The following is a 15,182-nucleotide window of genomic DNA, read 5'->3' on the forward strand; positions in this document are numbered from 1 at the left end:
ATTTCTCACTTTAGTCAAGATAATGAATCAAATTCTTTTCTGTAAGGATATCTGAGTAAGTAAAGGATTCAACGTAAACATTAGCTTGTTTATCTCCTTCAACGTTTCCAAATTCAACGATAAATAGGGATGGATAAACCTCAATTAGCTTACCCAATCTATTTTTTTGGCGCTTACGACCATTCTCCAAAGTCATTTCTACGACTTGTCCCTCATGTGCCTTGATTTCTTCTTTGATTTTTTTCATCTTGGCTACATCTGTAAATGCATCTGACATCTTATTCCTCCCTCTTTGAGATACTTGAAAATTTATTGTATTCTTTTTGGAAAATCAATTCCACCGTTCCACGAGCTCCACTACGGTTTTTCTCGATAATAACTTCTACCTTATTATTCGGTATGCCTTCCTCTTCTTCACCACCACGCTCATAGTAGTCGTCGCGATAAAGAAAGGCTACGATATCAGCGTCCTGCTCGATAGATCCCGATTCACGAATATCAGATAAGACCGGTCTCTTATCCTGACGTTGTTCTACACCACGAGACAACTGACTCAGAGCAATTACTGGAACCTTCAGTTCCTTAGCTAAAATTTTCAACTGACGTGAAATTTCTGAAACCTCTTGTTGACGATTTTCCCGACCAGTTCCCGTGATAAGCTGCAAGTAATCTATCAAAATCAAACCAAGATTACCCGTTTCTTGAGCTAATTTACGTGAACGAGAACGAATCTCTGTAATCCGAATTCCTGGCGTATCATCAATGTAGATACTTGCATTAGCCAAATTGCCTTGAGCAATGGTATACTTTTGCCATTCCTCATCGGTCAATTGACCTGTACGGATAGAATGCGATTCCACCAAACCTTCTGCCGCCAACATACGATCCACTAAACTTTCCGCACCCATTTCGAGCGAAAAGATAGCAACCGTTTTGTCCAACTTAGTCCCAATGTTCTGAGCAATATTTAAGGCAAAGGCTGTCTTACCAACCGCAGGACGAGCTGCCAAAATAATCAACTCCTCCTCATGCAAACCAGTCGTCATATGATCCAAATCACGATAACCTGTCGCAATACCTGTAATATCAGTAGTTTGTTGGGAGCGAGCCTCCAGATTGCCAAAGTTGACATTCAACACATCTCTAATGTTCTTAAATCCACTTCGATTAGCATTTTCACTAACATCAATCAGACCTTTTTCTGCTTGAGCAATGATTTCATCAGCTGGTTGTGAAGCCTCGTAAGCTTGATTGACAGACTCTGTCAACTTGGCGATTAATCGCCGTAGCATAGCCTTTTCTGCAACAATTTTAGCATAATACTCCGCATTAGCAGAAGTTGGCACAGAATTGACAATCTCAACTAGGTAAGACAGCCCACCAATATTCTGTAAATCACCTTGATTATCAAGAATGGTACGAACCGTTGTTGCATCGATAGCATCGCCGCGATTGGATAAATCAACCATAGCTTGGAAAATCAAACGATGGGCATACTTAAAAAAGTCCCGAGATTCAATATATTCTCGCACAAAAACAAGCTTACTCTCGTCAATAAAGATAGCCCCCAAAACGGATTGTTCAGCTAAGATATCTTGAGGCTGTACTCGTAACTCTTCTACTTCTGCCATCAGACTTCCCTTCCTTTTACAATCTTGTCAAGAAGGTGTAAATTTATCCTTCTTTCACACGAAGATTGATTACGCTTGTGATATCTTGATAGATTTTCACTGGCACATCAATCAAACCAACCGCCCGAATCGGAGCTTGTACTTGGATATGACGTTTATCAAGCTTAATTCCAAATTGCTTTTGCAATTCTTCTGCAATCTTCTTATTCGTAATTGAACCAAAAGTACGGCCATCTGGACCAACTTTTTCAACAAATTCTACAACAGTTTCTTCTGCTTCAAGTTGGGCTTTAATTGCTTTTGCTTCTGCAATCATCTCAGCGTGAGCTTTCTCTTCAGATTTTTGTTTACCACGAAGTTCACCTACAGCTTGAGCAGTCGCTTCTTTGGCTAGATTCTTTTTGATAAGAAAGTTTTGCGCATACCCTGTCGGTACTTCCTTAATTTCGCCTTTTTTTCCTTTTCCTTTAACATCTGCTAAAAAGATTACTTTCATTCTTCTTTCTCCTTTTCCTTTATTTCATTTAATACAATTTCTGTCAGTTTTTCACCCGCTTCTGACAAGGTTAAATCTTTAATTTGAGCTGCTGCCAAATTAAAGTGGCCTCCACCTCCCAGCTCTTCCATGATCCGTTGTACATTCAGTTTACTACGACTGCGAGCGGAGATAGAGATAAACCCTTGTGTATTCTTCGCAAGAACAAAACTCGCTTCAATACCCGACATAGCTAACATGGCATCTGCTGCCTTACTAATAACAACTGTATCATAGCATTTTGAGTCCTTAACCTCTGCTATTAGTACATTTGAACCTAATTTACGTCCCTGTAAAATCAGTTCATTGACCTCACGATATTCTTCAAAATCCGTCGCAGCGATTTCCTGGATAGCAATACTATCACTTCCTCTCGTTCTGAGATAGCTAGCAACATCAAATGTCCGACTAGTCACTCGTGAGGTGAAATTTTTAGTATCCAGCATCATACCAGCCATCAAGACACTGGCTTGCATACGACTCAGACGATTTTTCTTAGAATTCTGGAACTGAATCAATTCTGTTACCAACTCACTGGCACTGCTGGCACCACTTTCGATATAAGTAATAACTGCATTATCAGGAAAATCCTGATCCCTTCTGTGGTGGTCAATAACGATGGTCTGTGTAAACAAATCATAAAATTCTTTCGATAAAGTTAAGGCAGTCTTTGAATGGTCTACAAGAATCAACAAAGAACGATTGGTCACCATCCCCATTGCATCCTTAACAGACAACAACTTCGTAACTCCTTCTTTTTCTAAGAATGAAACAGCTCGTTCAATATCTGGAGACATTTGTTCTTCGTCATAAAGAGCATAGCTATTTTCAGTCACATTGCTGGCAAACAACTGCATACCTACAGCAGAACCCAAAGCATCCATATCGAGGTTTTTATGACCAACTACAAAAACCTTATCTACACTCCGAATCTTATCTGAAATAGCTGTCATCATAGCGCGCGTACGTGTCCTTGTACGTTTGATTGACGCCGCAGATCCACCACCAAAATAAACTGGATTTTTAGTTTCGTCATTCTCCTTGACAACAACCTGGTCGCCACCACGCACTTCAGCCAAGTTCAAATTGAGCAAAGCAACTTTCCCTATTTCATCATGATTTCCATCACCATAAGAAAATCCCATACTTAAGGTCAAAGGTAGCTGTCTCTGTTTCGCCTCTTCTCTGAAAGCATCGATAACCGAAAATTTATCATTCATCAATCCCTCAAGTACCGTGTAGTCCGTAAATAAATAAAAACGGTCCATACTCACTCGACGGGAGAACATGGCATGCTTCCCAGCAAATTCTGAAACAAAATTTGCTACAAAACTATTGATATGACTGATATCAGACTCCGATGTTTCATCTTCTAAGTCATCGTAGTTGTCAACAGAAACGACACCAATCACAGGCCGACTCGTTACTAACTCGACAGTCGCTTCGTATTCTCCAGACACATCAAAAAAGTAAAGAACTCCAGATGCCTTGTCCATATGAACCGAATAGCGGGTCTCACCCAAGGTGGCATAAGAACCTGGATTCCCCACAGAAGCCTTGATAATAGTCTGAATTAAGGCTATATCAACCTCTCCCTCTTCAGTTGTTAGAATTAGCTCTGCATACGGATTAAACCACTCTACCTCCCCACTAGATAAATCTAGTTTTAAAACACCAACCGGCATCTGATCCAATAAAGTATTCAAGCTGTTTTCTGCCTGATGATTCACATATTGAATTTGTTTAATTACTCTATTTTCATACTTTTTTTTATTCCAGATGAATAAAATCAAATAAAGAAGCACAAATAAAAATAAAACACCAATTGTTACTATATTATTTTTTGAAAAAAGAATCATCATTGTCAGAATTCCTAAGGTTATAATCCCAAGTAGAATCACCGAAAACGGAGTCAATTTAATTTTTTTCATTCTAAACCTCTTGCGCATTATTATATCACAAATGCCCTTAAAAAGCGACTTTTAAAAGAGGTAAATAGCCTGTTAATTATAGATTTATGAGCAAATAGGAGGATACATAAATCATCCCCCTGATTTCCACTTAACATAATTCTATATCTTTATCTATCTGTTTTAACGCTCTACGATAAGGGCTATCCCCATCCCTCCTCCGATACAGAGAGTTGCTAAACCAGTTTTAGCATCACGTTTCATCATTTCATGTACCAGAGTCACTAGGATTCGGCAACCTGAAGCCCCAATTGGGTGACCAAGAGCAATCGCGCCACCATTGACATTGACAATATCTGTGCTAAAACCAAGTGTTTTCCCAACCGCACAAGCCTGAGCAGCAAAGGCTTCATTTGACTCAATTAAGTCAAGATCATCAACTGTCAAATTGCCTTTTTCAAGTGCCTTGCGAGTCGCATAAATCGGTCCACATCCCATAATCTTAGGATCCAAACCTGCACTTGCATACGAACGAATGCGAGCAATCACTGGGAGTCCTAAGTCTTCAGCTTTTTCAGCACTCATGATTAAGACAGCTGCTGCCCCGTCATTGATTCCTGAAGCATTTCCCGCTGTGACAGAACCGTCTTTTTTGAAAACAGGACCTAGCTCAGACAGACTCTCCAAGCTAGCATCTTTTCTAGGAAATTCATCTGTATCAAAGACGATAGGATCGCCTTTACGTTGAGGAATGACCACTGGCACAATCTCTTCTTTAAAGCGTCCAGACTCTATAGCCGCTACTGCTCGTTTTTGTGATTCCAAAGCAAAAGCATCTTGAATATCTCGACTAATACCATATTCTTTAGCCACATTCTCAGCTGTAATCCCCATATGGTATTCATTAAAGGCATCAGACAAACCGTCCTTAATCATGGTATCTACCACTTTCGAATCTCCCATACGGCCACCCCAGCGAAAGTTTGGCAAAACATATGGAGCTTGACTCATGTTTTCCGCACCACCAGCAACAATAATATCTGCATCGCCACACTGAATTGCTTGAGCAGCTAACTGAACTGCCTTCAAACCGGAACCACAAACCTTATTAATGGTAAAGGCTGGTGTAAATTCAGGAAACCCAGCATGAATACTCATTTGGCGAGCCACATTTTGGCCTAAACCTGCGCCTAGAACATTCCCCATAATTACTTCATCTACCTGCTCTGGTTTAATATTCGCTTTTTCTAAAGTACTCTTAATTACTAAAGATCCCAAATCAACAGCAGAAACATTCTTTAAGCTCCCGCCAAAGGAACCTATAGGAGTTCGCACTGCCGAAACAATAACTACGTCTTTCATGACTACCTCCATTTATGCCTTGTGTAATGATGCAATACAAAAGTGGTTTACACTGGTGTAAACCACTTTAATTAGTCATTTCAATTTTAAGATTCTTTAACCTCTAACAGACCAATTTCTCCATCTTCACGACGATAAATCACATTAGTTGTTTGATCTTCAACATCCACATAGATAAAGAAATCATGTCCCAACAAATCCATCTGTAGAATAGCTTCTTCCAAATCCATTGGTTTTAAATCAATTTGTTTTGAACGAACAACTCTAGACTGGACAACATTTGGATCTTCCACCAAAGCATCTGTAAATAATTGACTAGTTGCTACCTTGTTTTTATTTTTACGCTCAATTTTTGTTTTATTTTTACGAATCTGACGTTCAATTTTATCGGTTACAAGGTCAATTGAACCATACATATCTTGAGAGACATCTTCTGCACGAAGAGTAATTGATCCAAGTGGAATCGTTACCTCCACTTTAGCCGTTTTTTCACGATACACCTTCAAGTTAACTCGAGCATCCAACTCTTGTTCAGCTTGAAAATACTTTTCGATCTTTTCGAGTTTAGAAACTACATAATCACGAATTGCTTCTGTTACTTCTAGGTTTTCACCACGGATACTATATTTAATCATATGAGTACCTTCTTTCTAAACATTTTTGTTTTTCTGATTTCATTATAACGCTTTCATTTTAGTTTTGCAAATTTTTTCCTCATCTTACAAGGGAAAATGTTTTTACATCCTCAGCACCAGCCTCTTCCAACAGTTTCTTCACACGATTTATAGTTGTTCCAGTAGTATAAATGTCATCTATAAGTAAGATTTTTTTAGGAATAGTAACTCCACTTTTAATAAAGAAAGGAAATTCTGTCCCCAAGCGTTCTGAACGACTTTTAGAATAACTAGCTCTCTCTTCTCCCTTATCCAGTAAGTCTTGAAAAGAGAACCCTGCTACTTCAACTAAACCTTCAACCTGGTTAAATCCCCTCTCAAGTAATCTTTCAGGACTTAGGGGAATTACGACAAATTGATACTCTTTGTACTTTTTTAACTCCTCACTTAAAAATGAAGCGAACACTTTTCTTAAAAGGAAGTCTCCGTCAAACTTATACCGACTGAAAAAATCCTTCATAGCTTGATTGTAAGTAAAAATCGCTCTATGACTGACCTCAACTCCTTCTTTACACCAAAATTGACAATCTTGACACTTTGTTGACAGACCTGTTTTCATACAGTTTGGACAATTCTCTTCTCCAATCCTCTCAAAAGTAGAGTCACAGTCTGAACAAAGACAAGAGTCATCATTCTTCAAAAGTAAGAGACTACTAAAAGTTAAAACAGCCTTCATAGTCTGCCCACACAATAAGCACTTCATAGACTCGCCTCCTTGTTCATCTGATGAATTTCCTTAATTGCCTTCTTGATTGAAGTATTTAACCCATCATGGAAGAAAAGCAAATCTCCTGTCGGTCTATCCATGCTTCGCCCAACTCGTCCACCAATCTGAATCAAGCTAGACTTGGTAAAAAGGCGATGATTGGCCTCTACTACGAAAACATCCACACAAGGGAAGGTAACTCCACGCTCCAATATTGTCGTACTGATGAGTATAGTCAGCACCCCATCTCGAAAAGCTTGTACTTTCTCTAATCGATCTTCTGTGACAGACGATACAAAACCAATTTTCTCATTTGGAAATTGCTCCTGTAAGATTTCTTTTAACTGCTGCCCTTTCTTAATTTCTGAAGCAAAAATGAGTAACGGATAAGCTGTCTTTCTCTGCTTCTCAATATAAGACTTTAACTTTGGTGACAAACACTTCTTCTCTAAATAGCGATTAAAATCGGATAACCAGACAGGTTTAGGAATAATCAACGGATTTCCATGAAATCGTCTTGGCAAGCTCAATCGTTTTAGTTCTCCTATGCGAACCTTCCTATCTAACTCATCAGTCGAAGTCGCTGTTAAAAAGATTCTCAAGCCATTCTCCTTTACACTATTCTTGACAGCGTGGTAAAGCGTGGGATTGTCAATATAAGGAAAAGCATCTACTTCATCCACTATCAGCAAATCAAAAGCTTGATAAAACTTCAATAACTGATGGGTCGTCGCAACAACTAATGGTGTTCGAAAATATGGATCTGATTCCCCGTGTAGAAGAGCTATCTCACAAGCAAAATCATCTTGCAAGCGCTTGTATAGCTCCAAACAAACATCTATGCGAGGACTGGCCAAACATACTGCACCACCCGCATTGATCACTTTAGCCACTACTTGATAAATCATTTCTGTCTTTCCAGCTCCTGTAACCGCATGAACTAATGTTGGTTCTTGCTTGTCTACTGCTTGAATCAGTCCCTCTGACACCTTTTCTTGAAAAGGAGTTAATTGACCACGCCATTTAAGAACATTCTGTTTAGGAAAATCCTCCTGCGGAAAATAGTATAAATCTTGATCACTCCTGACTCGCTTCATCAGCAAGCACTTCCGACAATAGTAAGCACCGATAGGTAAATACCATTCTTCTAGAATAGTACCATTACAACGTTGACAGAAAAGTTTTCCCTTCTCTTTTCTCATTGCTGGAAGTTTCTCCGCCAACTGACGTTCCTCTTTAGTTAATTCATTCTCCGTAAACAACCGACCGAGATAATTTGGATTTACTTTCATACTTCTTTATTCGTAAAAACCTAGCGCTTTAAATGATTTTTTAGTACAATTAAATCATGGAATTTAGAACAATTAAAGAGGACGGTCAAGTCCAAGAAGAAATCAAAAAATCCCGCTTTATCTGTCATGCCAAGCGTGTTTATAGCGAAGAAGAGGCTCGTGACTTCATTACTGCCATCAAAAAAGAACACTACAAAGCTACGCATAACTGCTCTGCTTTTATTATTGGGGAGCGTAGTGAAATTAAACGTACAAGTGATGATGGTGAGCCTAGTGGTACTGCTGGCGTTCCCATGCTTGGGGTACTAGAAAATCACAATCTCACCAATGTCTGTGTGGTAGTGACACGCTACTTTGGTGGCATTAAACTAGGCGCTGGAGGATTGATTCGTGCTTACGCTGGCAGTGTTGCCTTAGCTGTCAAAGAAATTGGCATCATTGAAATAAAAGAACAGGCTGGCATTGCTATTCAAATGTCTTACGCTCAGTACCAAGAGTACAGTAACTTCCTTAAAGAACATAACCTCATTGAGCTAGATACAAATTTTACAGATCAAGTCGATACGATGATTTATGTTGATAAAGAAGACAAAGAAAATATTAAAGCTACACTTGTGGAGTTTTTTAATGGAAAAGTTACCTTAACTGATCAAGGTTTACGAGAAGTTGAAGTTCCTGTAAACTTAGTGTAAATAAAGGAGAAAAATATGGCATTTGGTAAATTCATTCAAGGACTCGCTGGTAACTTTAGCGAGCAAAACAAAGAAACTCTTATCAAAGAATATGGACAATATCTACTAGAAAATGAGGAAATTCAAAGTGGATATAAACTGATTCGTGACTCAATTATATTTACAAATATCCGTATTATCTTTACAGATAAACAAGGCGCTACTGGTCGTAAGATGTCTATTAAATCAATCTTTTTGATGAACATTGTTAACGTTGAAATGGAAACTGCTGGAGCAGGTATAGATGATAGTGAAATTACTATTACTTATTTAGAAAATGTCTTTCTAAAAGCACATAATGAGCATTTTAGTGCTCATAAATTTGAATTCCCTAAGAAAACGGATATCATTCCACTTTACACCTATTTATTAGAATTAGCCTATCACAATCGCTTGAAAATTAACGGCTTAGACCTGTGATATAAAAAAATCCTATCACTTCGATAGGATTTCTATATTTTACAAATGGTATAGATAGCGTTATACTAGAAATATCTTATACAAAGAGGTATTCATATGTCTATTTATAACAACATTACTGAATTAATCGGTCAAACTCCGATTGTTAAACTCAACAACATCGTGCCAGAAGGGGCTGCGGACGTCTATGTAAAGCTTGAAGCATTCAACCCTGGTTCTTCTGTAAAAGATCGTATTGCTCTTAGCATGATTGAAAAAGCTGAACAAGACGGTATTTTGAAACCCGGTTCTACAATTGTTGAAGCAACAAGTGGAAACACTGGTATTGGACTTTCATGGGTAGGTGCTGCTAAAGGGTATAAAGTCGTCATCGTTATGCCTGAAACTATGAGTGTAGAACGACGTAAGATTATCCAAGCTTATGGTGCTGAACTCGTCCTAACTCCTGGTAGTGAGGGAATGAAAGGCGCTATTGCTAAAGCTCAAAAAATCGCTGCTGAACGTGATGGTTTCCTTCCTCTTCAATTTGACAATCCAGCTAATCCAGAAGTACACGAAAGAACAACAGGAGCTGAGATACTAGCTGCTTTCGGTAAAGATGGATTAGATGCCTTTGTTGCAGGAGTTGGTACCGGTGGAACAATTTCTGGTGTTTCTCATGCACTCAAAACAGCAAATTCTAACATTCAAGTTTTTGCAGTAGAAGCAGATGAATCTGCTATTCTATCTGGTGAAAAACCTGGTCCTCACAAAATTCAAGGTATCTCAGCTGGATTTATTCCTGATACACTTGATACAAACGCTTATGATGGTATCGTTCGTGTAACATCAGACGATGCTCTAGCACTCGGCCGTGAAATTGGTGGAAAAGAAGGATTCCTTGTAGGGATTTCTTCAGCGGCAGCTATCTACGGAGCAATTGAAGTTGCAAAGAAATTAGGTACAGGTAAGAAAGTCCTTGCTCTAGCACCAGATAACGGCGAACGTTATTTATCTACAGCACTCTATGAATTTGAAGTGTAGTCTCCGAAATACACTTAGCCCTTATTATAGGGCTTTTTATTTATATCTTAAAAATAGGAACATCCCCCTATAAAAATCGACTGCATAGAAAAAAGGAAGCAATTCGGCTTCCTTTTTATTATTAGTTATTCAAGGCTGCTGCCATTGTAGCTGCAACTTCAGCTTCGAAGTCGTTTGCAGCTTTTTCGATACCTTCACCAACTTCAAAGCGAGCGAACTCAACTACTGAAGCATTAACTGATTCAAGGTATGCTTCAACTGTCTTGCTGTCATCCATGATGTAGACTTGTGCAAGAAGTGTGTAAGCTTGGTCAACTTTAGTGTTGTCAAGCATGAAGCGATCCATTTTACCTGGGATGATTTTGTCCCAGATTTTTTCTGGTTTGCCTTCTGCAGCCAATTCAGCTTTGATATCAGCTTCAGCTTGGGCGATCACTTCATCAGTCAATTGAGATTTTGATCCATACTTCAAGTGTGGAAGAGCTGGTTTGTTAACCATTGCACGGCTTTCATTATCTTGGTCGATTACGTGGTTCAATTGTGCCAACTCATCTTTAACAAATTGCTCATCCAATTCTTTGTAAGAAAGAACTGTTGGTTTCATCGCTGCGATGTGCATTGACAATTGTTTAGCAAGTGCTTCGTCTCCACCTTCAACAACTGAAATAACACCGATACGTCCACCGTTATGTTGGTAAGCTCCAAAGTGTTGTGCATCTGTTTTTTCAATCAATGCAAAGCGACGGAATGAGATTTTTTCTCCGATAGTTGCTGTTGCAGATACGTATGCAGCTTCAAGAGTTTCACCTGAAGGCATTGTCAAAGCAAGTGCTTCTTCATTATTAGCAGGTTTTCCTTCAGCAATAACTTTAGCTGTAGTATTTACCAATTCAACGAATTGAGCGTTTTTCGCAACGAAGTCAGTTTCAGCGTTTACTTCAATAACTGCTGCAACATTACCGTTAACATAAACACCAGTCAAACCTTCTGCAGCAACACGGTCAGCTTTCTTAGCTGCCTTAGCCATACCTTTTTCACGAAGCAATTCAATCGCTTTTTCGATGTCACCGTCTGTTTCTACAAGCGCTTTTTTAGCGTCCATAACACCGGCACCAGATTTTTCACGCAACTCTTTTACAAGTTTAGCTGTAATTTCTGCCATTTTGATTCTCCTATATTTTTTAAAAATAGGAGAGCCGGGCTAAGCCCCGCCCTCCTAGGTAATTACTATTTATATAAATTAAGCGTTGTCGCCTTCTACAACTTCAACGATTTCTTCGATTGAATCTGCTTGAGCTTCTGAAGCTGCAAATTCTGCTTCAACTGCTGCTGCATCTTCACCTTGACGTCCTTCGATGATAGCGTCAGCCAATTTAGCTGTGATCAATTTAACAGCGCGGATAGCGTCATCGTTAGCTGGGATGATTACATCGATATCATCTGGATCAGTATTTGTGTCAACCATCGCTACAACTGGGATTCCCAATTTTTTAGCTTCTTTAACAGCGATTTGCTCTTTATGTGGGTCAACTACGTACATCACATCTGGGATACGAGGCATATCTTCGATACCACCCAAGAATTTTTCAAGACGTGCACGTTGTTTGTTAAGAAGTGCAACTTCTTTCTTAGGAAGAACTTCAAAAGTTCCATCTTCTTCCATACGTTTGATTTCTTTCAAACGAGCGATACGTTTTTGGATTGTTCCCCAGTTTGTAAGAGTTCCACCCAACCAACGGTGGTTGATGAAGTATTGACCTGAACGTACTGCTTCTTCAGCAACCGCATCAGCTGCTTGTTTCTTAGTACCAACGAACAATACAACTGCATCGTTAGCTGCTGCATCACGCATGAAGTCATATGCTTGGTCAGCGTATTTTACAGTTTGTTGCAAGTCGATAACGTGGATTCCGTTACGCTCAGTGAAGATGTACTTAGCCATCTTAGGGTTCCAGCGACGAGTTTGGTGACCAAAGTGTACACCAGCCTCAAGAAGTTGTTTCATTGAAATTACTGCCATGAGTATTTCTCCTTTTTGTTTTTTTTCCTCTTCTTGACTTCAACTCGCAAAACGACCCAAAGGCAACTGTTTCACAATTCATCAAGAATGAGTATTATCGTTCACACGACAAGTTTCATTTTACCATACTTTTTCAATATTTTCAAGTGATTTTAGTAGATTTTTAAAGTAAGGTAACTATATAAATTATAAAAGAGACTCAAATCGAGCCTCTTCGTTTTATTCATTAGTTTGGATAGATATATGTTACAAAACCTTCTGAAGTTGTAGTAGGATTGAACCATCCACGTTTATTTCCGATTGTACGGTTTCCACCATAGTTTGATTCAGATACTTGGATACTTGTTGATGATGAAACAGCTGTAACCACGGCTACGTGTCCATATCCACCATCATTCCAACATGCAATCGCACCAACTTGAGGTGTAGATCCTGTACGGAATCCTGCTGCCGCTGCACTTGTAGCCCACTGTGCTCCATTACCCCAGTAGTCTCCAGCCCAAGGCGCCAATGTCTTAGCACCCCATGTACACTCTCCTGTTGGATAACTTGAAGCATTTGTACTATATGTTGGACGATGTGTCACTGGCGCAGGAGTATAGCTTGTTGATTCTGTTGAAGCACTGCTTGAAGATGATTCAGACGAACTAAATACTGCTTGAACTTGTGCAGTGAAAGTTGTATTCCCAGAATCAACAACCGTTTGTTGTTGACTTGCTTGTTTAGCTTTATAAGCTGCTTCTGCTTCTGCTGCTGCTTTGGCAGCTGCTTCTGCTGCCGCTTTTTGATCAAGTAAACTTGCTTTTTCATCCTCAGCGGTAGCTTTCTCAGCAGCAAGGTTTAACTCAGCAACTTTCAACTCTGCTTGTTTAGTTGTCAACGCTTGTGCATCATCAGCAAGTGTTTGTTGATTAGCGATTACTGTGTTGATAGCTTCATTATTAGCAACTTGCTTTTCAGCAATTGACTTTTTATCAGCCTTTTGTTGTTCTAACATTTTATTATTAGCTGATACAATCTCACTCATAGCTGCAACACGTGAAATAGCTTCAGTAATTGATTTTGAGTTTACAATTGTGTTAATGTAGCTAGTCGCCGCCCCATTTGTTTGAGCACTACGAGCTTGCTTTTCCAACGAATCATTACGAGCAACAATATTCTTAGAAAGCTCAGTGATCTCTCCTTCAAGCTTTTTAGATTCTGCCTGTAATCTTTCATTTTCTGCTTGTAGATTAGACTGTTCTGTTTGAATTGTTGAAACTTGTGTTTGGATTTGATCTACTTGTTTTTGAGCTTCTTGTTGTTGTGCTGTTAAGTTACTAATTTTATTATCTTGAGCAGCAATTTTTTCATCAGTAGTCTCTGCATGCGCATTTGTTAAAACAGCTGCTTGAGAAACCATCACTGTACTTAGTAAAAGTGACGCTAAGATTCTTTTCTTCATATTATGTAGATACTCCTTCTATTTAAGACAATACTAGTATACCAAAAAAAGACATAATAAATATTACGCCTTTATTACATTTGTATTTCTTTCTCATAGATAATATTTTTCAAAAATAAACTGGAAAATGACTATCCAGACAAAATTCAAAATCATTGATGGAACTAAACTATAGACTATGAACAAAGACATACTATCCACAGTTAAACCTACCACTAATGCAAGTATATATGCCCCTATCTCAAATAGAAAAGTTATGACAATAATTGCCAACATTCTCGTCCAACGATTCAATAAAATAACGCTATTAAATTTATGGAGAAATACCCCCAACAAGACGAACAACAAAGTCGCAATCCCTATCAAGTGGAAAAAGTAAATGTCATAAACCAAACCCACCACAAAACAATAGGCTAAATAGAGATACTCTGATACTTCAATCGTCTCAAATAAGAGAAACAAAAATAGAAAATGACTAGCTAACTTTACATGGGGAAATAATGAGCCCAAAAGCTGGCTAATATGAGCATCAATTAGAACAAAGAAAGGAAGCAATAAAAACACTCCAACCCACTTCAGCTGTCTCATTATGAATTCCCCACTAATTCTATCACACTCACATTATGAGTATCTGCACTCAATTTAACAGTTACTTCTCGTGTCAAATAGTCCGTACTATGCGTTGTGGCAACCACTTCACCAACAGGAATATCAGCAACATTAAAGTTTCCTAATCCACCCGTTGTCACCTTATCGCCTGCACTAATATCGCTATTACTATTTAATTGACTAATTTTAAGAACCTCATTTTCCTTGTCATAGCCAACAATAATCCCATAAATTGTTGTAGAACTATGTTGAATTTTAACAGAAATCTTATCAGCATTTTCCGTATTTGTCAGAAGGTTGACCATAGTAGAGTTGTCCTCCACTTTTGAAACACTCCCAATCAAACCACCATTTGCAATGGCTAACATGTTTTCAGAAGCCCCTTTTGATTTCCCTGCATCTAAGGTCAATTCCTGCTTCCAAGATACTGGAGAACGCATAATAACATCTGCTGCTAAAGTCTTTGTAGCTTGCAATTTGGACTTCATATCAAGCAATTGGCGCAGTCGCTCATTTTCTGTCTTTAAACTTTCCGCCTCATTTGATTTAACTTCTAATTGGTAAATTTGTTTCTTCAAACTTTCATTTTCATTATATGTTCGTGTCAAATGAGCCAAATCTGATTTGACAGAATCAAACCACTGAAAAGGTTTTTGTACAACTCTATCAACCAATGAGATTCCATCTCCTAATTTTGTCACAATTGTACTTGAATAAGTCGTCGCTAAGAGAGCTGACACAAGCAGAACAGTGACAAAAACAATAATGACATATTTTGATTTTTTAAAACGGTTCATATCCCTACCTTTATATCAAAAACTGTTA

The 15,182-nt window shown here is 38.6% G+C and carries 16 protein-coding genes; 3 read left to right on the plus strand and 13 right to left on the minus strand.

Annotation, left to right across the window (positions count from 1 at the left end; genetic code table 11):
* Positions 1–10: 10 nt before the first annotated feature.
* The 8 genes from FBF73_RS01210 to FBF73_RS01245 all read right to left on the minus strand — a co-directional run bounded on the left by FBF73_RS01210 (position 11) and on the right by FBF73_RS01245 (position 8,110).
* The gene (locus FBF73_RS01210; protein ID WP_001278169.1) at positions 11–277 is read right to left on the minus strand and encodes a Veg family protein; all 267 of its coding nucleotides are present in this window, start codon (positions 275–277) and stop codon (positions 11–13) included.
* 1 nt (position 278) lies between these two features.
* The gene (gene dnaB, locus FBF73_RS01215; protein ID WP_136936722.1) at positions 279–1,631 is read right to left on the minus strand and encodes a replicative DNA helicase; all 1,353 of its coding nucleotides are present in this window, start codon (positions 1,629–1,631) and stop codon (positions 279–281) included.
* A gap of 43 nt (positions 1,632–1,674) precedes the next feature.
* A complete protein-coding gene (gene rplI / locus FBF73_RS01220; protein WP_136936723.1) occupies positions 1,675–2,127 on the minus strand; it encodes a 50S ribosomal protein L9 in 453 nt (150 codons plus the stop codon).
* The gene (locus tag FBF73_RS01225; RefSeq protein ID WP_136936724.1) at positions 2,124–4,097 is read right to left on the minus strand and encodes a DHH family phosphoesterase; all 1,974 of its coding nucleotides are present in this window, start codon (positions 4,095–4,097) and stop codon (positions 2,124–2,126) included. Before FBF73_RS01225 ends, rplI begins: the two co-directional genes overlap by 4 nt.
* Before the next feature lie 162 nt (positions 4,098–4,259).
* Positions 4,260–5,438 carry an acetyl-CoA C-acetyltransferase gene (locus tag FBF73_RS01230; protein ID WP_136936725.1) on the minus strand — a complete coding sequence of 393 codons (1,179 nt, stop codon included), beginning with the start codon at positions 5,436–5,438 and terminating at the stop codon, positions 4,260–4,262.
* A gap of 86 nt (positions 5,439–5,524) precedes the next feature.
* The gene (gene hpf / locus FBF73_RS01235; protein ID WP_000599100.1) at positions 5,525–6,073 is read right to left on the minus strand and encodes a ribosome hibernation-promoting factor, HPF/YfiA family; all 549 of its coding nucleotides are present in this window, start codon (positions 6,071–6,073) and stop codon (positions 5,525–5,527) included.
* A 79-nt stretch (positions 6,074–6,152) separates the two neighbouring features.
* Positions 6,153–6,815 (minus strand): ComF family protein, encoded by a 663-nt coding sequence (locus FBF73_RS01240; protein ID WP_136936726.1) that lies wholly within the window; start codon positions 6,813–6,815, stop codon positions 6,153–6,155.
* Entirely contained in the window at positions 6,812–8,110 is a 1,299-nt protein-coding gene (locus FBF73_RS01245) for a DEAD/DEAH box helicase (RefSeq protein WP_136936727.1), read from the minus strand. The genes FBF73_RS01240 and FBF73_RS01245 overlap by 4 nt, the downstream gene beginning before the upstream one ends.
* Positions 8,111–8,166: 56 nt before the next feature.
* Between FBF73_RS01245 and FBF73_RS01250 the strand changes: the two genes are divergently transcribed.
* The 3 genes from FBF73_RS01250 (at position 8,167) to cysK (ending at position 10,284) form a co-directional block, all read left to right on the plus strand.
* Positions 8,167–8,802, plus strand: a complete 636-nt coding sequence (locus tag FBF73_RS01250) for a YigZ family protein (protein WP_136936728.1) — start codon at positions 8,167–8,169, stop codon at positions 8,800–8,802.
* A 15-nt stretch (positions 8,803–8,817) separates the two neighbouring features.
* Complete coding sequence (locus tag FBF73_RS01255; RefSeq protein ID WP_136936729.1) at positions 8,818–9,261, plus strand: PH domain-containing protein; 444 nt, start codon at positions 8,818–8,820, stop codon at positions 9,259–9,261.
* A gap of 96 nt (positions 9,262–9,357) precedes the next feature.
* Complete coding sequence (gene cysK / locus FBF73_RS01260) at positions 9,358–10,284, plus strand: cysteine synthase A (RefSeq protein WP_136936730.1); 927 nt, start codon at positions 9,358–9,360, stop codon at positions 10,282–10,284.
* 121 nt (positions 10,285–10,405) lie between these two features.
* Here the strand turns inward: cysK and tsf are convergent, their stop codons facing one another.
* The 5 genes from tsf to mreC all read right to left on the minus strand — a co-directional run bounded on the left by tsf (position 10,406) and on the right by mreC (position 15,154).
* On the minus strand, positions 10,406–11,446 hold the full coding sequence (tsf, locus tag FBF73_RS01265) for a translation elongation factor Ts (protein ID WP_000808071.1): 1,041 nt from the start codon (positions 11,444–11,446) through the stop codon (positions 10,406–10,408).
* 78 nt (positions 11,447–11,524) lie between these two features.
* The gene (gene rpsB, locus FBF73_RS01270; RefSeq protein ID WP_000268459.1) at positions 11,525–12,304 is read right to left on the minus strand and encodes a 30S ribosomal protein S2; all 780 of its coding nucleotides are present in this window, start codon (positions 12,302–12,304) and stop codon (positions 11,525–11,527) included.
* Between the two features lie 226 nt (positions 12,305–12,530).
* Positions 12,531–13,748: a peptidoglycan hydrolase PcsB gene (gene pcsB / locus FBF73_RS01275; RefSeq protein ID WP_136936731.1), complete on the minus strand. Its 1,218-nt coding sequence runs from the start codon at positions 13,746–13,748 to the stop codon at positions 12,531–12,533.
* A 93-nt stretch (positions 13,749–13,841) separates the two neighbouring features.
* Positions 13,842–14,336, minus strand: coding sequence for a rod shape-determining protein MreD (gene mreD / locus FBF73_RS01280; protein ID WP_136936732.1), 495 nt, complete (start codon positions 14,334–14,336; stop codon positions 13,842–13,844).
* Entirely contained in the window at positions 14,336–15,154 is an 819-nt protein-coding gene (gene mreC, locus FBF73_RS01285; protein ID WP_136936733.1) for a rod shape-determining protein MreC, read from the minus strand. The genes mreD and mreC overlap by 1 nt, the downstream gene beginning before the upstream one ends.
* Positions 15,155–15,182: the final 28 nt, after the last annotated feature.

Origin of the sequence: Streptococcus mitis (genome assembly GCF_005144795.1) — a bacterium.
GTDB lineage: Bacteria > Bacillota > Bacilli > Lactobacillales > Streptococcaceae > Streptococcus > Streptococcus mitis_BB.